Origin of the sequence: Alistipes sp. cv1 (assembly GCF_900240235.1) — a bacterium.
Taxonomy (GTDB): Bacteria; Bacteroidota; Bacteroidia; order Bacteroidales; family Rikenellaceae; genus Alistipes_A; species Alistipes_A hominis.
Genome location: NZ_OEPW01000004.1, coordinates 170828 through 195192 on the forward strand (window position 1 = coordinate 170828; position 24365 = coordinate 195192).

Genomic DNA, 24365 nt, shown 5'->3' on the forward strand with positions numbered 1-24365 from the left:
TGTAGATGTCTGATAAAGAGGTTTCTAAGCTATATCATTGCTTAAAGGAGTATTTCGGATTCGATAATTTCAAAGGAAATCAGGAGGCGGTGATCCGCAACGTGCTGGATGGGAACGATACGTTCGTGCTGATGCCTACCGGAGGCGGCAAATCGCTGTGTTATCAACTTCCCGCGCTGATGATGGACGGCGTGGCTATCGTCATTTCGCCGTTGATCGCGTTGATGAAAAATCAGGTCGATGCGATGCGCACGTTCAGCATGGTGGACGGCGTCGCCCATTTTTTGAATTCGTCGCTGAACAAGGCGGCCGTCACGAAGGTCAAAGAGGACGTGCTGGCCGGGAAAACCAAATTGCTGTATTTCGCTCCCGAATCGCTTACCAAAGAGGATAACGTCAATTTCCTGCGGAAAATCAAAATATCGTTCTATGCGATCGACGAGGCGCACTGTATTTCGGAATGGGGACACGATTTCCGCCCGGAGTACCGCCGCATTCGTCCGATCATCAACGAGATCGGGCAGGCGCCGCTGATCGCGCTGACCGCGACGGCTACGCCGAAAGTACAGATGGACATTCAGAAGAACCTCGGTATGCTCGACGCTTCGGTATTCAAGTCGTCGTTCAACCGGCCGAATCTTTTCTACGAGATCCGTTCGAAGGCGAATGCCACGAAGGATATTATCCGTTATATCAAAAACCACGAGGGACAGTCCGGGATCATTTACTGCCTGAGCCGCAAGAAGGTCGAGGAACTGGCCGAACTGCTGGCCGCCAACAACATCAAGGTTGCTCCGTACCATGCCGGGATGGATGCCGCGACGCGGGCCGGCAACCAAGACAAGTTCTTGCACGAACAGGTCGACGTAATCGTGGCGACCATCGCGTTCGGGATGGGGATCGACAAGCCCGACGTGCGTTATGTGATCCATTACGACATTCCGAAAAGTCTCGAAGGGTATTATCAGGAGACCGGCCGCGCCGGCCGCGACGGCGGGGGCGGGCAGTGCATCGCCTTTTACAGTTACAAGGATATCCAGAAGCTCGAAAAATTCATGCAGGGCAAACCGTTGGCCGAGCAAGAGATCGGCAAGCTGTTGTTGCAGGAGACGGTCTCCTATGCCGAGAGTTCGGTGTGTCGCCGCAAGACGTTGCTGCACTATTTCGGCGAGGAGTTTCCCGAGGAGAACTGCGGTTGCTGCGACAACTGCGTCAATCCGAAGCCGCGTTTCGAGGGACGCGACCACCTGCGGTTGCTGCTGCGCGTGTTGCAGGCCATCGGCGATAAGTTCAAGGCCGACTACCTGGTCAACATGTTGGTCGGTCGCAACAACGCCCTGATCAAGTCTTATAATCACCATAAGAGCGAGTGGTTCGGCATCGGCGACGATCACAACGACCGTTTCTGGGGAGCCGTAGTGCGCCAGGCGTTGATCCTCGGGCTGGTCGACCGCAACATCGAGAATTACGGCCTGCTGTCGATCAACGAGGCGGGCGAGGAGTATATCGAGAATCCCTATTCGGTGATGATGACCGCCGACCACGAGTACGATGATACGGACGACGACGAGTCGGTTTCGCCGCCGGCCGGCAAAGGCGGGGTAGCCGACGAGGAACTTTTCGCGATGCTGAAGGACCTGCGCAAGAAGGTGGCCCGGCAGATGGAGTTGCCGCCGTTCGTGGTATTCCAGGATCCGTCGCTCGAAGACATGTCGATTCAGTACCCGGTTACGCTTGAGGAGATGCAGAACATCACGGGCGTCGGCGTCGGCAAGGCAAAGAAGTTCGGCAAGCCGTTCGTCGAACTGATCAAGAAATACGTCGATGAAAAAGACATCGTCCGTCCGCAGGACATGGTGGTCAAGAGCGTGGTCAACAAGAGCGGCAACAAGGTGTTCATCATTCAGAGCATCGACCGTCAGATGGATTTTGAAGACATTGCCAAAGCGCGCGACATGGATTTCGAAGAGCTGCTCGGCGAGATCGAAGCCATCATCCATTCCGGGACGAAACTCAATATAGGCTATTACGTGAACGAGGTGATCGACGAGGAGAAGGCCGAAGAGATCTATCTCTATTTCAAGGAGGACGCCGAGAGCGATTCGCTCGAAGAGGCGGTCAAGGAGCTCGGCCCCGATTTCACCGAAGAGGAGATCCGGCTGGTAAGGGCCAGGTTCATGAGCGAAATGGGGAACTGATCAACGGTAATACGGCGGAATGATGCCGGACTCGTCCGATACGGGTCCGGCATAACGTTAATTGCCGGGGGGCTTTCCCTGCATAATGGAGGAAAGGACGAAGCGTTGTGATTAGAAATTGTTTAAATAATCTGATTATGAATAAACTGGGTGTAATGAAGTTGCGAAAAAGGATTTGGAACGGATCGTTGTGTTTGGCCGCAGCGGTTTTTACGCTGTGCGCGTGCAGCAAAGATGAGTCGGATCCGCCGCTTGCGGCCGGAGACGTGGCTGTGGACGTGGTGCTGACGCCCCGCGGCTTCGAAGATCAGATTTACACCTCTTATCTTTACATGATTCCGTTCGTAACGGACTATCAGGGCGTGAATGTGGAAGGGTTGCTGACGAAAGATATTTTCAAGCTGTCGCTGGTGAGTCCGCGTAGCGGGGCGACGATCGAACTGAAGATGCACGAAAGCGAGCTCAACGAAGAGGTCGTCGGGCAATATACGCTGCCCCGCAGCGGGGATACGTTGTGGATGCAGCCCCGCATGGTCTGGAAGTACGATGCGTTGCGCCGGTTCGACCGGACGCGCAACCTGGCGCTGCGCTGGACGATCTCGGCCGACGGCAGGGAGATTTGTACCGTCGATCGCACCTTTTCGTGCCGTTCGGTCAGTCAGTGTGTGAACGCCTTGATCGTATATCCGTACGAACGGCCGCAGGGGCTGGTCGTCAACGAGGACGATGCGGTCGAAATTCCCGAGATGTTCGCCGGTTACGTCGAAGAGGAAAATCCGGAGATCGACCGGATTATGGAGCAGGCGCTTCAGGAGGTCGCTTTGCCGTCGGGATTCAACGGTTACCAGTCGGGCGATGAAAATTACCTGTTTCAGCAGATGTGCGCGATCTGGTACGTTTTGCAGCAAACTGGGGTCAGTTACAGCAATGCGACCCAAATTCCCGGTCAGGCGGAGGATGTCAGGGTGCAAAACGTTCGTTTTTTTAGTCAGGCTTTGGCCAGCGCGCAGGCGAACTGCGTGGAGGGAACCTGCATGCTGGCTTCGATCTACCAACGGTTCGATCTGTTTCCGTACTTGATTCTGAAACCGAATCACATGTTTTTGGGCATCGGCGATGCGAACGGGGATCTGACTTATTTTCTCGAAACGACCATGATCGGTAACGTCCGGCTGGACGCTCTGACGACGGCGGAGGAGAAATGGGAGGCGAGCAAGGCCAATTTTAAAAACGCAATGGCGGTGGCGAAGGAGGAATTCGACGAGGTGAAGTCCCGTGTGGATGCCGGAGATCCGTATTATGCGGTGATCGACCTGAAAGAAGCCCGGAAAACGATCCCGTCGATCAATTACGGCAGCGTACGGACCGATTCGAAAGGCAAAGTGATGTTGGTGCGCTGATAACGTGACGGAGAGACCTATGTATGTAAAACCCAAAAAACACCTCGGTCAGCATTTCCTGACCGATTTGTCGGTCGCGAAACGGATTGCGGACAGCCTGCGGGCCGATCGTTGCTCCACGGTGCTCGAAGTGGGGTGCGGCACCGGCGTGCTGACGAAATTCCTGCTCGAAAGGACGGATATTACGCTCTACGGCGCCGAAGTCGATACCGAGAGCGTCGCTTACTTGCACGAGCATTATCCGCAGTTCGCGCCGCGGTTGATCGACGGCGATTTTTTGCGAATGGATCTGGCGCAGCGGTTTCCCGACGGGGTAAACGTGATCGGTAATTTCCCGTACAATATTTCGTCGCAGATTTTTTTCAAAATTCTGGAATACCGCGACCGGGTGCCCGAAGCGGTCGGGATGGTGCAGCGCGAGGTGGCCGTGCGGATAGTCGAAAAGCCCGGTACGAAAGACTACGGGATTCTGAGCGTTTTTTTGCAGGCTTTTTACGATATCGAGTACCTGTTTACGGTCGGCGAGGGGGTGTTCAACCCGCCTCCGAAAGTCAAGAGCGCCGTGATCCGGCTGACGCGCAACGGGGTAGAGAGACTCGGTTGCGACGAGGTGCTGTTCGCCCGGGTGGTCAAGGCCGTTTTCAACCAGCGCCGCAAGACGATCCGCAATTCGCTGCGCGCCGCGTTCGGCGACCTGGGAGGAGACGAACATGCGTTTTTCCCGCTGCGTCCCGAGGTGTTGAATGTCGCTCAATTCGTCGAACTAACCGATTGGGTAGCCGGACGGCTGCCCCGAAATAACCGAACTTAATTTTAATTCATGAAAAGGATCATTTTACTTGGATTGCTGTTGGCCGGAAATATCGGCCTTCGGGCGGCCGGCACGGAGGGGCTGCGTTGCGAATACCTCGATAATCCGCTGGGGATCGACGTGACGTCGCCGCGGCTGAGTTGGAAAGTCGTTTCCGGCAAGCGCGGGGACTGCCAGACCGCTTACCGCATTCTGGTGGCCTCTTCTGCGGAACTGCTGAAAAAGGATCGGGGGGATCTTTGGGACAGCGGCCGGGTGCCTTCCGACCGGTCGATTCAGGTCGAGTATGCCGGCAAGCCGCTGGAATCCCGTATGCGCTGTTACTGGAAGGTGCAGGTGTGGGATGCCGCGGGGAAGGCGGGGCCGTGGAGCGAGCCCGCGATGTGGAGCATGGGGCTGCTGACCGAACGGGATTGGGGCGGCGCCCGTTGGATTGCCTACCGCGACGATGCGCAGTGGCGCGAGCAGTGGCAGGCTCACAAGGATCGGGAGAACAGTCACCGCGAACCGACGTGGCCGTGGTTCGTCGGAACCGGCCGGACGATTTGGGAACTGTACGATATGGCTTCTCCGCATTACGATCCGTCGCCGCTGTTTCGCAAAGAATTCGCGCTCGGGAAGAAAGTGAAGGCAGCTACGCTGTACGTGACCGGGGTGGGGTATTACGAAGCCTTTCTGAACGGGGAAAAAATCGGCGATCACGTCCTCGATCCTGCCTGGACGAATTTTCATAAACGGACGTTTTACGTAACCTACGATGTGACCGCCGATGTCCGGCGCGGGGACAACGCGCTGGGGATCATGGTCGGACGCGGACAGTACAACCCGTTGTGCAACGATATCTGGCGATTGGGCAGCTCCCTGTGGGTCGGACAGCCGAAGGCGATCGCGTTGCTCAGCGTCGAATACGCCGACGGGACGACTGCTGATATAGTGACCGACGGCAGTTGGACGACCGCCGGCGGTCCGATTCTTTACGACGATACCCGGCACGGGGAGTTGTACGACGCCCGCGAAGAGAAAGCCGGGTGGAACCGGCCGGGATTCGTCGCGGACGGCTGGAGGCCCGCGGCCGTGGTCGACGGCAGCGGGCCGCTGTATGCCCAGATGATGCCGCCGGTACGTTGTTTCGCTCCGATCGCCCCGGTCAAAACCTTCGATAAAGGGAACGGACGTACGGCTTACGATATCGGCCGGAACATCGCCGGGTGGGCGCGGGTGCGCGTCAGCGGTCCGGCCGGAGCGCGGGTGCTCGTGGAGTACTGCGAACTGCCATCCGATCCGGAACTCGTGCCGGATATCCATCCGTCGAAAATGAAATTCAAAATCGGCGATCCCGATTACGCGTCGTTTTACGACAAGTCGATCAATATCCGGCAGCAGAACGGTTACATTCTTAAAGGCGGCGGGCCGGAGACGTTCGAATGTCGTTTTTCGTACAAAGGCTTCCAGTATATCCGCGTGACTGCGGACGAGGGGGTTACCGTCGAGCGGGTCGAAGGCGTTCCGGTGCATACCGACGTGGCCGACGCCGGATCGTTCGTCTGTTCGAACGAGACGGTCAACCGTTTGCAGCAGATGTCGCGCGCGACGCTGCTGAACAATATCCACAGCATCCCGACCGACTGTCCGCACCGCGAGAAGCAGGGCTGGACGGCCGATACCTATATGACCGACCAGACGGCGATCTACAATTTCGATATGGCGGCTTTCTATGCGAAATGGGCGACCGACCTGGCCGGTACGGCCGACCGGAACGGCGGACTGTGCACCGTGGCGCCGTCGACCGGGTACGACCAGAGCATTTCGACCGTGTGGCCGGCCGCTATCGTGTTCGTGCCGTGGGATCTGCTGTGCTATTACGGCGACCGCCGCGTGGTGGAGCGGCATTACGAAACGATGAAGCGTTTCGCCGAAAGCAGCCTGCTGCGTCAGGCGGACGGCAAGCCGGAGATCATCCGCGAGGTGCTCGGCGACTGGGTGTCGCCGCACATGACGTTGTCCGATACGCTGCAATCTTATGAGATGGCGCCGCCCGAAGGGCTGACTCTTTACGGGACGGCTTCGCACTACCGCGTCGTGAAATACCTCGCCGGGATCGCGCGTTACCTGGATCGCCCGCAGGAAGCCGAGCGGATGGACGCCTGGGCCGCGCGGATCGCCGAGAGTTTCAACCGCGAGTTTTTCGATCCGGCTACGAAGACCTATCACGGGGATAAGCCGACTCCGTACCGCCAGGCGGCGAACGTCGTTCCGCTCGAATACGGGATCGTTCCTCAGAGCGACCGGGACGCGGTACAGCGGAACCTGATTTCCGATCTGCAGAAGTACGACGGCCGCATCGGAACCGGCTTCGTCGGTACGATGGCCCTGATGGATCTGTTGCCGCAAGTCGATCCGGAATTGGCTTACCGGCTGGCGACCCAGCCCGCCTATCCGGGGTGGGGCTTTATGGTGGCCAACGGAGCCAATACGATGTGGGAAACGTGGGACGGCTCGGCTTCGCGCAACCATCCGCCGTTCTGCCTGATCAGCGGTTATTTCTACAAGTACCTGGCCGGGATCCGTTGCGTTTCGGAATATCCCGGATTCAAACGTTTCGTGATCGACCCGTCGGTGGTCGGCGATCTGACTTTCGTCGAGGCGTGGCACGATTCGATGTACGGTCGGATCGAAAGCGGCTGGAAGCGCGACGGCGAGCGGTTGACGCTCGACGTGACGGTGCCGGTCAATACGTCGGCGGTCGTTCACGTGCCGGCTGCGTCGGCGGAAGGGATCACCGAATCGGGCCGTCCGGCGGCGGAGGCCCCGGGCGTTCGGTTCTTGCGGATGGAGAACGGCAAGGCGTTGTACGAAGTGGTTTCGGGCACTTATCGTTTTCAAAGTTCTATTTAAATAAAAAGTGTGTCGGATCGTGCGTATTTGCCGGTTCGACACATTTTTTTGTCAAATAAAGCTATCTTTGTGTAACGAATTGAAAAAAATATAGTTTTATGAAAGGTATTGTGTTGGCGGGGGGCAGCGGTACCCGGCTCTACCCGATTACCAAGGGGGTGTCCAAACAGTTGCTTCCGATCTATGACAAGCCGATGATCTACTATCCCATATCGGTGCTGATGCTGGCCGGTATCCGGGATATCCTGATTATTTCGACGCCCGAAGACCTGCCGATGTTCCGGCGGCTGCTCGGCGACGGTTCGGATTACGGCGTGCGTTTCGCGTATGCCGAACAACCTTCTCCGGACGGATTGGCACAGGCGTTCCTAATTGGCGAGGAGTTTATCGGCGGGGACGACGTTTGTCTCGTGCTGGGCGATAACATATTTTACGGACAGAGTTTTACGAAGATGCTCGGCGAGGCGGTCGCACAGGCCGGAGAGCAGGGGAATGCGACCGTATTCGGTTATTATGTCAACGATCCGGAGCGGTACGGCGTTGCCGAGTTCGACGCCGCGGGCAACGTGCTTTCGATCGAGGAAAAGCCTGTGCAGCCGAAATCCAATTATGCGGTAGTCGGACTCTATTTTTATCCGAACCGGGTGGTCGAGGTCGCCCGGACGATCAAACCGTCGGCGCGCGGAGAACTGGAGATTACGACGGTCAACCAGCGGTTCCTACAAGAAAAAGCGCTGAAGGTGCAGTTGCTGGGTCGAGGATTCGCCTGGCTGGATACCGGGACGCACGATTCGCTCAGCGAAGCGTCGAATTTCATCGAAGTGATCGAGAAACGACAGGGGTTGAAAGTAGCCTGTCTCGAAGAGATCGCTTTTAACAAGGGATGGATCACGCGGGAAAAGCTCCGGGAATTGGCAAAGCCGATGTTGAAAAATGGATACGGCCGATATCTGTCCGGGCTGTTGTAGTCCGGTTTGTCGAAGACGGTATGAATTTAAATATGAAAGAACGGATATGCATGTTATAGAAACCGATTTACAGGGCGTCGTGATTCTCGAACCGCAAATCTTCGGGGATCACCGGGGCTATTTTTTCGAAAGTTTTTCGCAGCGGGAGTTTGCCGAAAAGGTGTGCGAGACGGTGTTCGTGCAGGACAACGAATCGAAATCGAGCTATGGAGTATTACGCGGACTGCATTATCAACTGCCGCCCCACGCACAGAGCAAGCTGGTACGGGTGATCCGCGGAACGGTGATCGACGTGGCAGTCGATATCCGCAGGGAATCGCCTACGTTCGGTCGGCATGTGGCGGTGGAACTAACCGGCGAAAACCATCGCCAGCTTTTTATTCCGAGGGGATTCGCGCACGGATTCGTCGTATTGAGCGACGAAGCGCTGTTCCAGTATAAGTGCGATAATTTCTACGCGCCGCAATGCGAGGGAGCGATCGCTTACGACGATCCGGCTTTGGGAATCGATTGGCGGCTGCCGGCGTCGGATATCGTCGTTTCTGAGAAAGACCGGCATCATCCGCTGCTGCGCGATGCCGTATTGTTTAATGGCGTATTGTATTAAGCTATGAATATATTGGTTACCGGCGGAAATGGACAGCTGGGTTGTTCGCTGCGGAAAGTTGCCGGAATGTACCCGCAGCACCGGTTCGTATTTACCGATGTCCCGGAGGCGGATATCACGGATCGGGCGTGTATCGCAGCTCTGGCGGAGAAACATGCGATCGACCTGATCGTCAACTGTGCGGCCTATACGGCGGTGGATAGGGCCGAAAGCGATGCCGAAACGGCGGCGAAAATCAACGTGCAGGGCTCGGAAGTGCTGGCCGGCGTCGCCCGGGAGCGCGGGATCGGTCTGATCCATATTTCGACCGATTACGTGTTCGACGGGGAGAGTTGTCATCCGCTGAAGGAAGACCGTCCGACCGCGCCGCAGGGCGTTTACGGCCGCACGAAACTGGCCGGAGAGCAGGCGATCGAAGCGAGCGGGTGCAATGCCTGCGTGATTCGTACCGCATGGCTTTACTCGGAGTACGGGAATAATTTCGTTAAGACGATGCTGAGGCTGGGCCGCGAACGCGATGAGCTGAACGTGGTGTACGACCAGGTCGGAACGCCGACTTATGCGACCGATCTGGCGCATGCGATCCTGCGGCTTGCCGAACGCGGCGTATCCGGTTTCGAAGTGTACCATTTCAGCGACGAGGGGGCGATCTCGTGGTACGATTTTGCGAAAGCGGTATTTGCGCTGGCGGGGATCGATATCCGCGTCGGAGCGATCGAGACGGCGGCTTATCCGACTCCGGCCCGTCGTCCGGCTTACAGCGTGCTTGCAAAAGATAAAATCAGGGAGGCCGGCGTCCGTGTTCCCTACTGGCTGGATTCGCTGCGGGAATGCATGGCGATCCTGTCCGTCCCGACCGAAAAATAAAGACAAAAAGCGATGAAAAAGAACATTCTGATTACCGGAGGAGCCGGGTTTATCGGCTCGCATGTCGTCCGGCTGTTTGTAAATAAATATCCCGATTACCGAATCGTCAACCTCGACAAACTAACCTATGCGGGCAATCTGGAAAACCTGCGGGATGTCGAAAATGCGCCGAATTATACGTTCGTAAAAGAAGATATTTGCCGCTATGAAAAGATGCAAGAGATCTTCCGGACGTATTCGATCGACGGGGTGATCCATCTGGCGGCCGAGAGCCATGTGGACCGCAGTATCAAGGATCCGTTCACCTTTGCGAAAACCAACGTGCTGGGGACGCTTTCGCTGCTTCAGGCCGCGCGTGAGTATTGGGACGGCGATTATGACGGCCGGCGTTTTTACCACGTTTCGACCGACGAAGTTTACGGCGCGCTGGGATTCGACGGGACGCTGTTCACCGAAACGACCAAGTACGACCCGCACAGTCCCTATTCGGCTTCGAAGGCGGGCAGCGATCATTTCGTGCGGGCGTTTCACGATACTTACGGACTGCCTACCGTGATTACCAACTGTTCGAACAACTATGGGCCTTATCAGTTTCCCGAGAAACTGATCCCGCTGTTTATCAATAATATTCGTCACGACAAGCCGCTGCCCGTCTACGGCAGGGGCGAGAACGTGCGGGACTGGCTCTATGTGGAAGATCACGCGCGGGCGATCGACGCGGTTTACCATCGGGGCCGAATCGCCGAAACCTACAACATCGGCGGTTTCAACGAATGGAAAAACATCGACTTGATCCGGGTGGTCATCCGGACGGTCGATCGTTTGCTGGGGCGTCCGGAGGGAGCGGGCGAAAAGCTGATCGCTTACGTGACCGATCGGGCGGGGCACGATCTGCGCTATGCCATTGATTCGACGAAGCTGAAAAACGAACTGGGGTGGGAACCGAGCCTGCAGTTCGAGGAAGGTATCGAAAAAACCGTGCGCTGGTACTTGGACAATCAGGCGTGGCTCGACAGCGTGACCAGCGGCGAGTACGAAAAGTATTACGAGAAGATGTACGGGCGGCGGTAAGCCTGGGCGATGTATTTTGTCCGGGGCGGTTGAATTGAGTTGATAACCGATCGTTTAAACGTTCAGCATATGTTGGTGGATGATATTGCATTGACGCTGTATCCCGGGGTGGGATCCAGGACGGCGATCCATCTGATCGCCTGTTTCGGTTCGGCGGAACGGCTATTCGCCGCGACTGCCGATGAAATCGTCGAACGGGCCGAACTGAGACCCGACCTGGCGCAGCGAATCAGCCGCCGGGAGTATCACGAACGGGCTGCGAAAGAGGTCGATTCGATCCGTCGCAACGGGATCCGGGCTATCGATTCGTTGTCGCCCGACTACCCGCAGCGGCTTCGGGAGTGTTCTGATTATCCGCATGTGCTCTATGTCAGCGGGGATATCGATCTGAACCGGGGACGTTGGCTCACGGTCGTCGGCACGCGCGATTGCACGGTGTACGGGGCCGGCGTATGCGAACGGATTATCCGCGAAGTGGCCGGCCTGTGTCCCGATACCGTGGTGGTGAGCGGATTGGCTTTCGGGATCGACATTGCGGCGCACAGGGCTGCCATGCAGGCCGGACTCGCTACGGTCGGGGTCGTCGCGCATCCGCTGGATCGCATCTATCCGAGAGAACATACGCGGGATGCCCGCCGCATGGTGCACGAAGGCGGCGCCGTGGTGACCGAGTTTTGCAGCGGGTATAAGACCGAACGCTCTTCGTTCATTTGCCGGAACCGGATTATCGCCGGCCTGAGCGACGGGACGTTGGTCGTCGAATCGCACCGTCGCGGCGGCTCGCTGGTGACCGCGGGGATGGCCGACGGTTATCACCGGATCGTTATGGCCGTTCCGGGGCGCGTCTCCGACTCGTCGTCGGACGGAACGAACGGCCTGATCAAGAGCCTGAAAGCCCAGATGGTATGCTGCGGACAGGATGTGGTCGAGGCGCTGAACTGGCAGCCTGCCGATCCGGTTGAACCGGTGCGGAAACCGGCGAGGCAATCGCCGATCGATATACTTGCCGGTTCGCCGGAAGAAGCGGTATTGCAGTTGATCGGCACCGACGTTCCCGTATCGTCGGAGGAATTGAGCCTGCGCAGCGGGATTGCGCCGCAGGAATTGTCGCCGCTGCTGTTGGAACTCGAATTTTCAGGATTGATCCGCTCGTTGCGGGGTAGTTTTTACGTCAGATGTTGATCGATACGCATAGCCATATGTACGACGTCGCTTTCGACGACGACCGGGACGAAGCGATCGCGCGCGCGCAGGCCGCCGGAGTGGGGAAGATGCTATTGCCCGCCGTCGACCGCGAGTCCTACGATGCGATGTTCGCCCTGTCGAGGCGTTATCCGGCGTATTGCCGCCCGATGATGGGGCTGCACCCGACTTCTGTGAATGGCAATCCGGACTACCGGGCCGATCTCGACCGCGTGGCGGAGTACTTGCAGGCGCCTCCCGCGGGGATTCGTTTCTGCGGTGTCGGCGAGATCGGACTCGATTTCTACTGGAGCCGCGATTTCCGGGAACAGCAGATGCAGGCGTTGCGCTTCCAAATCGAACTGGCGCTGGCTTACGACCTGCCGGTCGCCATCCATACGCGGGATGCCTGGGACGAGATGTGCGGATTGCTGGAGAATTTCGGCGGACGGGGTTTGCGCGGGGTGATGCACAGTTTTTGCGGAACGGCCGAACATTACCGGCGGATTCGGGCGGTCGGGACGTTCTGTTTCGGGATCGGCGGTCCGGTCACGTATAAAAAATCGGCCGTGGCCGAAGTGCTGCCGGCCATGCGGCTCGACGAGCTGCTTCTCGAAACCGATTCTCCATACCTGCCTCCGGTGCCGTACCGCGGCAAACGGAACGAAAGCGGTTACCTGCCGCTGATCTGCGAACGGATCGCCGCGATTTACGGTATTTCGCCGGACGAAGTGGCGGAGACGACCGCCCGGAGCGTCCGGAAGATATTCGGCGACGCGTTCTTCTGACGTTTTCCACTCCCGGAGCGGGCCGGTAAACGTTACGACGGAATATCTTTTGCGATAAAATGCCGTCCGGTTTTAATAATTCAGGATTTTTTCGTACATTGCCGCGCTTTTTGAGCCGAACACTACTTCGACCCCGGCTCGGAAGTTTCAGTAAAAGTTTTTAGGAGAAGTGTCCGAGCGGTCGAAGGAGCACGCCTGGAAAGTGTGTATACCTCAAAAGGGTATCGCGGGTTCGAATCCCGCCTTCTCCGCTGAACTTCCGGACAAATCCGGATAGAATTCAGACAAAAGCCTATAAATCTAAGATTTATAGGCTTTTTTGTTGCCACTGAATCGACATTCCAAGACATCAAAAAGACAACGACTGACAAAAAATCGTTACCAAATCGTTACCTTTTTTTCAAGGGACAAAAAAGGTAACGATTTGTCCGAAAATGACTGTGTAAAGTCCACATTTTACGAAGTTTATCTATCTCCAAGTTTAGGGATATTCCCTATTCTTAATTGAACTAAACAACGTGAGATATGAAAAGCACATTTTCAATTCTGTTCTACCTGAAAAAAGGATCGGAAAGAAAAGACGGACGGGCCATGATCATGGCTCGCATCACCATCGATGGTAAAGTTGCCCAGTTTAGTACCAAGCAGAGTGTCTTGCCTGCAAACTGGAATGTGGAGGTCGGAAAAGTCAAAGGTAAAGATGCGGGTAAAATAAACGCACTGCTGGATGACGTCCGGTCTTCGTTGAATAAAATCTACCACGATCAACAGCGGGACAATTACTACGTCACCACTGAAACGGTGAAGAATGAGTTTTTGGGACACCGTATCAAGCAGGAAACGGTATTGGCCCTATTCAAAGAGCATAATGAAAACAGCAGGAAACAGATAGGAATCTCAATAACGAGACCGACTTACTTGAAATACGAGGTCACCCGGCGACACCTGACAAATTTCATTCTCAGTGAATACAACCTCTCGGACATGCCCCTGCGAGATATAAATCATAAGTTTATTGCCGGTTTTGAGTCGTTTTTGCGGACGGAATGTAAATGTTGCCACAACACAACCGTAAAGTTTCTCCAGTTTTTCAGGCGCATAATCATCATAGCCCGGGAAAACGGAAAATTGCAAACGAATCCTTTTGCAGAATATAAAGTACGCTTAGAAGAAGTTGATAGGGGCTATTTGACAGAGTACGAAATCGCTCTGATCTTAAAGAAGCCAATGGTAACAAAAAGACTGGAACATGTACGGGATTTGTTTATATTCTCGTGCTTCACCGGTTTGGCTTACATCGACGTGATGAACTTGAAAGCAGAAAATATCCGGAAAAACTTTGATGGCAAACTTTGGATAATGACTAAACGAATAAAAACCAATGTAAAAGTCAATGTGCCATTGATGGACATACCTAAGATGATTCTCGACAAATATGCAGGTCAACTACCACAGGGCAAATTGCTGCCGGTAATCAGTAACCAGAAGATGAACGCTTACCTGAAAGAGATCGGGGATGTTTGCGGTATCAATAAGAACCTGACTTTCCACGCCGGCCGGCATACGTTTGCGACGACAGTAACGCTGGGGAAAGGGGTTCCGCTCGATACGGTGTCCAAGTTGCTTGGGCATAAAAAAATCGAAACTACCCGTATTTACGCCCGTACAACCGAAATAAAGATAAGCAACGATATGGAACGGCTTAATGGCGTATTTGTCAATATGGACAGCCTTTGTCAGGAAGCGTTTAAGCGAAACTGAACAGCATGACTGGGATAACGAAACTGGCCGCGGAAACGGTCAGTTTTTTTATTGTCCATCTACAATTCACGGGGGCTTGAATAGAGAGGTTATTTTTTCTTTTTTCTGTAAGCGGACAGGCGATGATGTTCTACGAGTGCTTGAAAGCATTCATCTGTACTTTTGACTAAGCGTTCCTTGAGCAAACGCCTGATTTGACTGAGTTGATAGTAGTGCTTTCCTCCCATCGTAGAATAGGGAATAATACCGTTTGACCGTAAGCGTTGCAGGGTACGTGCGCAGATACGCAGGAATTGGCATATTTCCTGGCCATCCACCCACTCCTCCTCCTCATTTTGGGTGGAGCTTTCGAGTGAATAAATATAGGACGAAACGGCTTCTAGCTTTTCCGTCAGCTCTTTGAAAGCCCTTGAATCGATAGTAATTACTTCCATGTGAATCGGTTGATTTAAGTGAATTCATATTCGCGTTGCATGGAAGAATAGCAGAACGGGACTACCAGGGTTTAGACAATATCGGACTTTTTACAGACCGATGCAAAATTAGTAAATAGAGGTGTGAGTTAAAGGTTTGTTTCTCAAAGAGATATTAAGAGGCGAATAGTGCGCAGCCTATTATGAGAAACTGTTTTTAACGCAGTTTCTCAAACGCCTCTACGATCTCGTATCCTTCGTCGCAATATTCGAACGCCTGATCGTCTTGGGCTTCCCAGTGGTATTCCTGCGGAAAAACATAACCTTTCAAGGTGAATATTTTACCCTTCCGGGTCTGATAAAAGATTTTATTTGCTACCCGGTACACCCGGAATTCCTGTACGCAAACTTTGTCATTCTGATTGCCGCCCAGCAGGCAGGCGTATCTTTCGTGTCCGATTTTTGTATAATTTACCAGGAATCCGACATGTCCTTGCCAAGGGCCCGATCGCAGGACGACCAGAGAGCCATAAGGCACCCGGTTGAGCCTGGGGCGTAAGCGAATGCTCCCCGGATATCGTTTCCGGGTAGCGTAGTTCTGTGACCCGGAGGGATTGTTCGTTACAGAGGAAAATGCCGTTCCATAAATTTGATTTGTCTTTTTCAGCACCCAATCGACAAAGCAACCGCACCATCCGGCTTGGGAGGGCTTGAAATAATTGCGAGTGATGTAAATATAGTTTTGTGCGCGTTTTTGACCCTCAGGATTGTTTATTGTCCAGTCGTTTTCCTGCCACAGCAAAAATTCATGCCATGCAATATCCATCCAGGGTGGCATATCGACCGGTTGTGCGTTTTTTGTTTTCATAGCATATTAAGATTGGTAATTCGGTGATACGGTAAGATGGCGTGATGAAAGTGTTCAGGAGCCGGTCAAAGCAGTATATGCTTTTACGACATCCCGATCTATGGCAGGGAGCGGTTCTATCTCGTTATGAATTCCTTTTTCCTCCCACCATTGATTGAAATGGCATCGGTCGCCCTCGTCCCACTCGTTGAAATCCCGGTAATAAGGATCGGCCAGGGTTTCCCGTAGTGGAGGAAAACAATACCCGCTTTCCGCTAAGACACCTGCGACTTTGTCCAGGCAATATGCGTTGATCAGGTTGGCGTGCAGTAGCAGGATATGGTCGATATTCCGACCTATCTTAGCGAATGTCGACCGTTCATGGTATCCGATCAACAGTTTTATATGGGAAATATAAGCAGAAACGATATTTTCCATAGCAGCCACTTTTTTATGCATCTGTGCATGGACGTATACCGCGTTGAAGATAAAATCAAAGCTATTCACTGTAACCGGTGCCAGGGTATAGGGCAGATGCGAGAGAAAGTTTTTCAATCCGCTAAATTTTTCGATGGATCCCCATTGCAGGTACGGCAGGCGGAAATAGCGCTCTTTATATGGTGCCGCATTCCAAAATGGCTTCAAAATCAGTTCGTTTTTCAGGATGTCTTCGATGAAAACATCCAAAGGAACTTGGCTGAGCGATACATGGGAAAATGTGTGGCTGCCCAGCAAATGCCCCTGATCCTGCCAGCTTTTCAGTATGTCCAGACGGCGATTGTCCTGATGTCCCCAGGAAACATACTGTCCGACGGCGAAGCCGACGGCCTGTATTTTGTTTTTTTCCAAATGGCCGTGTATCCGGGCGGTGGCTTCTTCTATGTCATCTAAGGTCACCCCGGGGGAAACGAAGGGCAGGTCGTCTATCGTGATAGATATTTTTTTGCGATTCATCAGCCTATGTAGTTTGTTTGTGAGAGAGATGTTTTATTTGCTATCATTCGAGGAACAGTTCGGGACGGTATTCGAAGTGCATCGTATCGTAATGCCGCCATCGGCCGCCCCAGATAAAACCGTGTTTTTCAAACGTATCTACGATGATTTGGGGAATGGGACTTAGGGGGAGTTCGGGCAGTTTACCGCCTTGTTCCAAAATCTGATGTTGCCAGTAGTGGGCCTGATCGACGGCAATATCTATCGCTATGCCAAAGCAGTGTGGGCTTAAACAGTCGCTACCATTTATCGGTCGCCAATTGAAAATGCCACCGCTGTTCAGGTAAACAGCAAGTTCCGGATGTCGGTCCAGTTCCGCCGATATGCGGGAAAGGCGAACGTGTACCATATTGACTTTGGTACACCACAGGGTTTGATTTACCAATTTTGGGCACCATTGGACCGGAACCAGGTTTTTCCGGACTTCTTCCGGGGAAGCTCCGTACATTTTCATCAGTAATTCCTGATGTCGGTTACGCCCGGCATCGTTTTGAGAGGCAGAATTGACAGGTACACCTTTGGGGTAGCATTCATTAAAAATGGCGTCTAAGCCCGGTTTTCCCGTTCCATTGTTGGGGGCGGGTCGTTTATATTCGATCGTCTGGCCGTTGTACAGGCGGATGTATTGCCCGTCGTATTCCTTTAAGGACTGTGGGTATGCTCGGATCAGTTTGTCGATGCTGTCGGGAATACCTTTGTTTGTTCCCTGTTTGATAAAATTTCACCATCTAACAAAATCAGTGTCCCGAATTTTTCTCCAAAATGAATACATGGGCCAATGTTTTCGGCTATATGGGGAGCTATAAACCCTTTTTTGACCATAGCGCGGGCGTAAGAGCGGAGATGCAGGTTCAGGTTCTTACGCAGTTGCTCGGTCTGGTCGAGCAAAGCCTCGTAAAAATGACGGGGGCGGGGTATGATGTAGGTTAAAGTCAGTATTTCGGTCAATGTCAATTCGCCGGGTTCTTTGTCGAAATAAAACCGGACGGCGCTCCGTACGCCATATACATCCGGAGCAAATTCGATGAGATTGGCATACAGTTCCAGGATAGTTCTTTTATCGATCTTATAGTAGTTCTCAAGCAGAAGAGCTATTATTACCTCTTCAACTTTGCGGACCAGGTTCCGGTTGTGGGTCAGGAAAATATTCCGGGCTACCTGCATGGTGATGGTGCTGGCTCCCCGGCTGAATTTCCGTGTTTGGGCATTTTCCCGTAGGGCGATCCCTAAGCCGTAAAGGCAAATGCCGGAATGGTTCCAATACCGGGGGTCTTCCGTACAGATGATGGCATCGATCAGTTCCCAAGGAATTTGATCGAAAGGCAAATATTGACCGTTACGGACGATTCCCCGCTTTTCGTCCAATGCGTTCATTAAATAATCGCGGTCGATTTTTAGGGGCGCTTCGTCGGGATTTTTACGGGCCAGTGAAAAACCGTTCCATTTGATTTCCGCATGGGCAAATGGAAGAGGATTCCTTGGAAGGAACCGAAAAATGACTGTTGATGATATTGAGGCTTCGGAATGGGAACCGGCAATAACAGGGCTGAGCCAATGACCGTCCAATACTTTTACTATATCGTTCCATGCGAGATTTGTAAATTGCAGGTAGAGGTCATCCTGTATTTTTTTATGTAAATGCTGTACCATGATGGCAAGGCCGCCTGTTTCTATCTCTACAATTTGATTCTTTTTTCCAAGGCGAAAGCCCGCTTCAAAACAGGATAATGTCAGGGGAATGTCCGATACGGCTCTCAGGTCGATACAAATCTTTTCCGCTTTTAACCCACCATCTGGTGAAAAATGAAAGAGGCTACGCCACACATGGAGCTTACACATCAGTCGTTCTATCTGGATATATTGGGCCGGGTCATTGGCTTTTTTCAGTAAAAGATCGTCGAGTGTTAGGTGGTTGCCACGCCATTTAGTACAGCCAATCGTTATGTCGAATCCTCTGTTTTTGAAGATTCGTATGATCTGGCGACGGATGTAATCTTCGAAATCAAGCATAGCTAAGAAATTTTATTTTAGATTATTCCATTCCTTCTTTCCATATTTTTTTCAGGGGCAGGAACAAGCGTTCCAGTAGTGAGAGATCTTCGGTGATAATATCAGCCTGGGCCTGCATCTGGGGTTGGAAGGGGAGGCTTTTGTTATAGTTGGTTTTCAGTCCGTCCGGAAGCCGGATGCTGACCACATAGGAGGACTCCCGGATGCCTGTCAGCGAATTGATGACATCTACCGGTACTTGGGAGATATTTTCCACAATGCCCCGGACGATCCCGAATTCGTTTTCCGGGAAATTCTGGAAACGAATATTTACTTTTTGGCCAATTTTTACTTTTCCGGAACGGGCAATGGGCAGCATGGCTTTTCCGATGATCTCTCCCTGTTCGTGAGGAATGACGGTGAATATCTCTTGCAGGGCGGAAACATTCTGGTTTTCAGCCAAGTAATTGGCAAAGGAAATGTGACCGTCGATTGGGGCAGTGAGGACATAGTTCAGCTCCCAAGCCTGGATGGAAGTGGATAATTGTGCAGTCAAGTTGTTTAGTTGGGTTTCGAGCGTCCTCCGGGAATCGGCGTATTGGTTTTCGGTGTCGAGTAAGGATTCCCGTAGTTGTACCAACGTAGTCTGCATATTTTGTAGATTGGCATGGCAAGTTTCTACTGAAAGGCGGCTTTGCAAATACTCGGATAAGGAATGTTCGAGATCCTCGGCAGATAAACTCCCTATGAACTACTCAACGGCTCGGGCGATATAGCTCTGTGGGTGAAAAAAGCCCGGTGGATGGGATATACGGCGCTGGGGATCTGCGACCGCAATACGATGGCCGGAACGTTGAATCTGCAAAAAGCGGCCGGGGCAGCCGGCATAGGCTATGTATTCGGTTATTCGTGCACGATGAAATACCGGGACGAATTGGTGGACGTGAAGATCTACTGCCAGAGCCGGGAGGGGTTGCAAAACCTGCTACGGATCCAGAAGGAGATCATGGTGGACTCCGAAGACCATACGATAGGTTACAAGGAACTGCTGTGTCGCGGTAAAGGAAACGTGCTGGTGCTCGGTACGCTGTCTTCCTACTGGATGCAGCGGCGCCTGCAACTGGTCAAGGGTTTTCAGACGTATTTCGACGGGGTTTATTACCAGGTGGATGTGTCGCAGTACAAGGCTGAGCGCGTGGATCGAGAGGCTTTGGAGGCCGTCAGGCAGTTCTTTCACACTTTCTATGTGAAGAGCCTGAAGACCTTCCGCGTGGAACCGGTACTGATAACGGACTGCTATTACCCCGATAAGGACGATGCCCGCAGTAAAATGATCCTGAACAAGATCGCATCGGGTGCCGCCCACCGCCAGAGTGAAGATCAGTATTTCAAGGATGTGGACGAACACTACGCCGCCTTGCGCCCCCTGTTCGGGCCGCAGTGGGACTTCGATGGGCTGTTCGGGAAGATGTGCCGAAACACGGTAAAAATTGCCCAGGGAGCCACGGCATCCTATGAAACGGGACGAATGTTCATGCCCCGGTATATTCTGCGTTCCGAGGAGAAAGAACGTTACGGCGACAGCCGTAGGATGCTACGCGCCCTGCTCGAAGAAGGACTGCGGACTAAGGTTTCCGAAATGCGTCGGGATGACTACCGCAAGCGGTTGGAAGAGGAAGTGTACGTGATCGAGAGTACGAACAACGTGGACTATTTTCTGATCCAGTGGGACATGGTGGCCGAAGCCCGCCGGCGGGGGATCGCTACGGGTGTGGGCCGGGGATCTGCCGGGGGATCGTTGGTCTCGTACCTGTTGGGTATCACGTCGATCGACCCGGTGGCTTACGATCTGCTGTTTTCCCGTTTTCTGGTGCCGGAGCGGTGCGGGCTGAACTGGGTGGAAGAAATTACGGTGTTGGGAGAGGATGTGTCCGTGGAAGCCGGGAGCAGTTATGTGGAGATTACGATAGGCGGGCGGAGTTACCTGTTCGACCGGGATGCGCAGTTCTGGGTGGAGCGCGGCGGGAAGATGATGAAAGTTTATGCCGACCGGCTCCGGGAAGGGGACGATATCCGCTTTGACCGACGCGATGTATTATGGAATTTGAATGGGCGATGAAAATAGAGAGTGTAACCATCAAAAAGGCCCGGAAGACCATGAGTGTCCGGGATGCCTATGTAGATCGTGGACTGGTGGAAGGCGGGCATTCGGCCCTGCCGGATATCGACGTGGACTATGCCTCCGACCGCCGTCAGGAGATCAAAGAATATCTGGAAGAGCGGTATAACGTCGGCGGCGCCCAGCGGGTGTTCTCCGCCGGCACGTTCTCCACGATGAAACTCAAAGCGGTCGTCAAGGATGTGGCACGCGTACACCGGTTACCGCACAGCCTGGTAAATTACATTACGGCGATTTTCGACGACAATACGGACTGGACGGGACTGTTCCGCCTGGCGGCCGTGAACAAGAAAGTGAAACGGTTCGTGCAGGACTACCCGCAGGTGATAGAGGACATCCGTACGATCATGGGGCAGCCCCGGGCGGCGTCGATCCACGCTTCGGCCATTATCGTGACGCCCGCGGCCCGCGACGGACAACCGGTGGAGTGCTACGACTTCCTTCCGATCCGCAAGATGGACGGCCTGTTGGTGTCCGAATTCGACGGCTATACGGTGGACGAGATTGGACTGCTGAAAGAGGACGTGCTGGCCACCAAAGAACTGGCGAAGCTGAGTGCGGTGATAGGTATCGTGAACCGTATCTACGGTAAAGAGTACACGATCGAGCGTATTACCCACGACGAACTGGCCGACGAGAAGACCTACCGATTGCTTGCGCAGGGCTATACGCAGAACGTATTCCAGTTTGCCTCACGGGGGATCACACGGTTTCTGATGGATCTGCGGCCCGACTGTATCGAGGACCTGATAGCGGCCAATGCCTTGTACCGCCCGGCTACGCTGGAGATTGGCGCTACGGACGATTACGTGCGCTACAAACGCGGCGAGGTGGCACCGGTCTATAATTTCGGTACTTATGAGGCGACCAAGAATACTTACGGGATCATGTGTTACCAGGAACAGTTCATGCAGATCGCCCATACCCTCGGGGGATTCGACTTGGGAAAGACCGATTACCTGCGTAAGGCCATCGGCAAGAAGAAAGCCGACCTGATGGCGAGCCTGAAAGAAGATTTTATCCGGGGAGCTGAGGGGAACGGTTGTCCCGATTATGAGGCGGAGGAGATATGGCATAAGATAGAAACGGCCGGCAAGTACAGCTTTAACCGCAGTCATGCGGCAGCCTATGCGCTGACGGCCTTCTGTGGGGCGTGGCTGAAAGCAAATTATCCCACAGCCTTTTATACGGTGGCCCTCCAGTGGGCGGACGACAAGGATATCCCGGCCCTGATGTCCGAGATGGAACAATGCTCCGACGCACGTATCGTCCCTCCGGATGTAAATGTATCCCGGAGTAAATTCTTTACCGATTACACGACCAACGAGATCTATTGGTCGCTCACGAGGATCAAGATGATCGGCGTTAAGACCGTGGACTATATAGTAGGTGAACGGGAACGGGGCGGAGAGTATGCCTCAGTAGAGAATTTTATCCACCGGATATTTCGTTACAAACTGAAAAAGTACGCCTATTGGGACGATCCGGACAACTCGGACGAAGCGGTGCGGGTACCGGTGAACGCCCTGCACGTAAAGCATCTGATCCTTTCGGGCTGTTTCGACAGGGTGGAAGGAATCAAGGCGGTGACCGAACGCTACGGCCTGCTGGAACGGGCTGCGAAAGAATTGGGCTTCTGTTGGGAGAAAAAGAGTTCCCGCCGGCGCTGACCGACAAGCACTATTTTTGGTCGATGCAGCAGATAGCCGTTTCGGGCATCGGCTCGATAGATTACCGCCGGATCTACGACAACAGCCAGGCGAAGGCGGCCGTCAAGGGTAAAGCGTCCTATATGAGTCTACGGGATGTACTCGACCCGGATAACGAAGGCCGCCGGGCGGCCGTATGCGCTACGGTGACCGAGGTGCAGGAAGTGGCTTATACCGATAAAACCACGGGGGAACGTAAAAAATTCTGCAAGCTGATCTTTCAGCAGAATAACGACCTGTTGGAAGCCGTGCTGTGGAGCGATTTTTACCAGGCGCACCGCAGTGAGGTCGCCGTCCTTAAAGGGAAAGTGGCGATCCTGACGGGCGGGATAAAATACAGCGATTATTCGGGCTGCAATACCCTCAATACCTATAAAACCTCCCTATTATTTACCGTATGAAACCGATTATCATTGCCATCGTAGGAGCTTCGGGTTCCGGCAAGACCCATCTGTCGAAGTTCCTGCAAAAAGAATTCGGCATCCCGGCGATCATCTCGACCACTACGCGCCCCCGGCGCGAAGGCGAGAGGGAAGGGAAAGATTATTTCTTTGTCGATAATACAAGCGCCTACGACCGCCGGGATATGCTGACCTACACCCGTTTCGGGAAGTACGAGTATTTCTCGTTGAAAAAGCAGCTCCCCGATAGAGGATTCTGTACCTATGTGGTGGACGAGAACGGCGTCCGTGTGCTGAAACGCGGCGCCGGCGAAGATTACGGCGTGTTTTGCGTAACGATACGGTGTAAGCCGGCGAACCGGATAGCCCGGGGCGTCGATCCCGAACGGATCGAGCGGGATAAGCACCGCAGAAACCTGGGATACCAATGGGTGGATATGGCAATCTATAACAATGGAACGGCCGAGCAGTTCGAACAGGCCGGCCGGGATCTCATAACTATTGTGGAACAATGGCAGCACCTACTGTAACCCCCAAAATTTATACCGCTCTGGTTCTCGACTTCGAAACCGGAGGACTGGATTGTACCCAAGCGGCCTGTACCCAGGTCGCGGTACAGGCCGTACGGCTGGACACCTGGGAAGTGTTGGAACGGTATGTTTCGTACATCGCGCCCTATAACCGGCAGGAAACAGCAGGAGCGCGCCGCAAGGTACTGCGAAGCCGCCGGGAAGTCGAACAGGAGGATGCCGGTATCCTGATGGATTACGGGGCGACCGCCCTGGAATATTCGGGTATCACCCTGGAGACGCTTCGCAGTCGTGGATTGCCCCTGAAAGAGGTGGCCTCAGAAGTGATCGCCATCGCCCGTCGGGCGGCGTTGAGTAAAGGCGCCCAGTGCAAGCCTGTCCTGATGGGGCAGAACATCACGTTCGATATCGGCTTTTTGCAGCAGATGATGGTATACGCCGGATTGCAAAAGGAGTTCGCACAGGCGTTTGCCGGCACGACGGATTTCTACGGCAATTTCTGTCCTCACTACATCGATACGATCGATTTGGGGCGGCTGGCCCTGGCTCACGATCCGGAGGTGACGTCCTATAAACTGGAACTGCTGTGCGGACATTTGGGTATTGAACTGGACGATGCGCACGATGCCGACGCGGACGTGACGGCGACCCTGTCGGTGGCGGCCGTATGCTCGGCACGGTTACGCAATGGAGAAGGGGAGTCGGCCCGGCTGCCCGAAAAGGAAAAGACACGCACTCACTTTCAAATCTAATACC

The 24365-nt window shown here is 53.9% G+C and carries 22 protein-coding genes, 1 tRNA gene and 1 pseudogene; 18 read left to right on the top strand and 6 right to left on the bottom strand.

Going from position 1 to position 24365, the window contains the following annotated elements; genetic code table 11:
- Positions 1-5 precede the first annotated feature (5 nt).
- The 12 genes from recQ (at position 6) to C1A08_RS08060 (ending at position 14548) form a co-directional block, all read left to right on the top strand.
- Positions 6-2198, top strand: coding sequence for a DNA helicase RecQ (gene recQ, locus C1A08_RS08005; protein WP_055204859.1), 2193 nt, complete (start codon positions 6-8; stop codon positions 2196-2198).
- 137 nt (positions 2199-2335) lie between these two features.
- Positions 2336-3598, top strand: a complete 1263-nt coding sequence (locus tag C1A08_RS08010; protein WP_101572616.1) for a hypothetical protein — start codon at positions 2336-2338, stop codon at positions 3596-3598.
- Positions 3599-3617: 19 nt separating this feature from the next.
- Positions 3618-4409, top strand: coding sequence for a 16S rRNA (adenine(1518)-N(6)/adenine(1519)-N(6))-dimethyltransferase RsmA (rsmA, locus tag C1A08_RS08015; protein WP_101572618.1), 792 nt, complete (start codon positions 3618-3620; stop codon positions 4407-4409).
- A gap of 9 nt (positions 4410-4418) precedes the next feature.
- Positions 4419-7304 (top strand): family 78 glycoside hydrolase catalytic domain, encoded by a 2886-nt coding sequence (locus C1A08_RS08020; protein ID WP_101572620.1) that lies wholly within the window; start codon positions 4419-4421, stop codon positions 7302-7304.
- Positions 7305-7402: 98 nt separating this feature from the next.
- Positions 7403-8272, top strand: coding sequence for a glucose-1-phosphate thymidylyltransferase RfbA (gene rfbA / locus C1A08_RS08025; protein WP_055204867.1), 870 nt, complete (start codon positions 7403-7405; stop codon positions 8270-8272).
- Positions 8273-8318: 46 nt separating this feature from the next.
- Positions 8319-8879, top strand: a complete 561-nt coding sequence (gene rfbC, locus C1A08_RS08030) for a dTDP-4-dehydrorhamnose 3,5-epimerase (RefSeq protein ID WP_055204869.1) — start codon at positions 8319-8321, stop codon at positions 8877-8879.
- 3 nt (positions 8880-8882) lie between these two features.
- Positions 8883-9746 (top strand): dTDP-4-dehydrorhamnose reductase, encoded by an 864-nt coding sequence (gene rfbD / locus C1A08_RS08035; RefSeq protein ID WP_101572621.1) that lies wholly within the window; start codon positions 8883-8885, stop codon positions 9744-9746.
- Between the two features lie 12 nt (positions 9747-9758).
- On the top strand, positions 9759-10817 hold the full coding sequence (gene rfbB, locus C1A08_RS08040; RefSeq protein ID WP_101572623.1) for a dTDP-glucose 4,6-dehydratase: 1059 nt from the start codon (positions 9759-9761) through the stop codon (positions 10815-10817).
- 69 nt (positions 10818-10886) lie between these two features.
- Positions 10887-11999, top strand: coding sequence for a DNA-processing protein DprA (gene dprA / locus C1A08_RS08045; protein WP_101572625.1), 1113 nt, complete (start codon positions 10887-10889; stop codon positions 11997-11999).
- The gene (locus C1A08_RS08050) at positions 11993-12787 is read left to right on the top strand and encodes a TatD family hydrolase (RefSeq protein WP_101572627.1); all 795 of its coding nucleotides are present in this window, start codon (positions 11993-11995) and stop codon (positions 12785-12787) included. The genes dprA and C1A08_RS08050 overlap by 7 nt, the downstream gene beginning before the upstream one ends.
- A gap of 163 nt (positions 12788-12950) precedes the next feature.
- Positions 12951-13038, top strand: a tRNA-Ser gene (locus tag C1A08_RS08055).
- 274 nt (positions 13039-13312) lie between these two features.
- Positions 13313-14548 (top strand): site-specific integrase, encoded by a 1236-nt coding sequence (locus C1A08_RS08060; RefSeq protein WP_101572629.1) that lies wholly within the window; start codon positions 13313-13315, stop codon positions 14546-14548.
- Between the two features lie 89 nt (positions 14549-14637).
- Here C1A08_RS08060 and C1A08_RS08065 read toward each other — a convergent pair whose 3' ends face one another.
- The 6 genes from C1A08_RS08065 to C1A08_RS08090 all read right to left on the bottom strand — a co-directional run bounded on the left by C1A08_RS08065 (position 14638) and on the right by C1A08_RS08090 (position 19442).
- Positions 14638-14982, bottom strand: coding sequence for a helix-turn-helix domain-containing protein (locus C1A08_RS08065; protein ID WP_101572631.1), 345 nt, complete (start codon positions 14980-14982; stop codon positions 14638-14640).
- Between the two features lie 196 nt (positions 14983-15178).
- Complete coding sequence (locus C1A08_RS08070) at positions 15179-15829, bottom strand: hypothetical protein (RefSeq protein ID WP_101572633.1); 651 nt, start codon at positions 15827-15829, stop codon at positions 15179-15181.
- Between the two features lie 54 nt (positions 15830-15883).
- Positions 15884-16762, bottom strand: coding sequence for a polysaccharide deacetylase family protein (locus C1A08_RS08075; RefSeq protein ID WP_101572635.1), 879 nt, complete (start codon positions 16760-16762; stop codon positions 15884-15886).
- A gap of 43 nt (positions 16763-16805) precedes the next feature.
- Positions 16806-17255, bottom strand: a complete 450-nt coding sequence (locus C1A08_RS08080; protein ID WP_101572637.1) for a M15 family metallopeptidase — start codon at positions 17253-17255, stop codon at positions 16806-16808.
- Positions 17256-17467: 212 nt separating this feature from the next.
- Positions 17468-18811, bottom strand: coding sequence for a biosynthetic peptidoglycan transglycosylase (locus tag C1A08_RS08085; RefSeq protein WP_101572639.1), 1344 nt, complete (start codon positions 18809-18811; stop codon positions 17468-17470).
- Positions 18812-18833: 22 nt separating this feature from the next.
- Complete coding sequence (locus C1A08_RS08090; protein WP_101572641.1) at positions 18834-19442, bottom strand: HlyD family efflux transporter periplasmic adaptor subunit; 609 nt, start codon at positions 19440-19442, stop codon at positions 18834-18836.
- A gap of 99 nt (positions 19443-19541) precedes the next feature.
- Here C1A08_RS08090 and C1A08_RS13380 point away from each other — a divergent pair.
- The 6 genes and pseudogenes from C1A08_RS13380 to C1A08_RS08110 form a co-directional block, all read left to right on the top strand.
- Positions 19542-19805 (top strand): annotated as a pseudogene (locus tag C1A08_RS13380) (PHP domain-containing protein); the annotation flags it as partial.
- Positions 19806-19892: 87 nt separating this feature from the next.
- Positions 19893-20909, top strand: coding sequence for a hypothetical protein (locus C1A08_RS13550; RefSeq protein WP_373419259.1), 1017 nt, complete (start codon positions 19893-19895; stop codon positions 20907-20909).
- On the top strand, positions 20888-22639 hold the full coding sequence (locus C1A08_RS08100) for a helix-hairpin-helix domain-containing protein (protein ID WP_257937069.1): 1752 nt from the start codon (positions 20888-20890) through the stop codon (positions 22637-22639). The genes C1A08_RS13550 and C1A08_RS08100 overlap by 22 nt, the downstream gene beginning before the upstream one ends.
- Positions 22609-23079, top strand: coding sequence for a hypothetical protein (locus C1A08_RS13390; protein WP_257937070.1), 471 nt, complete (start codon positions 22609-22611; stop codon positions 23077-23079). Before C1A08_RS08100 ends, C1A08_RS13390 begins: the two co-directional genes overlap by 31 nt.
- Positions 23076-23609, top strand: coding sequence for a guanylate kinase (locus C1A08_RS08105; protein WP_101572645.1), 534 nt, complete (start codon positions 23076-23078; stop codon positions 23607-23609). The genes C1A08_RS13390 and C1A08_RS08105 overlap by 4 nt, the downstream gene beginning before the upstream one ends.
- Positions 23591-24361, top strand: coding sequence for a 3'-5' exonuclease (locus tag C1A08_RS08110; RefSeq protein ID WP_101572647.1), 771 nt, complete (start codon positions 23591-23593; stop codon positions 24359-24361). Before C1A08_RS08105 ends, C1A08_RS08110 begins: the two co-directional genes overlap by 19 nt.
- Positions 24362-24365: the final 4 nt, after the last annotated feature.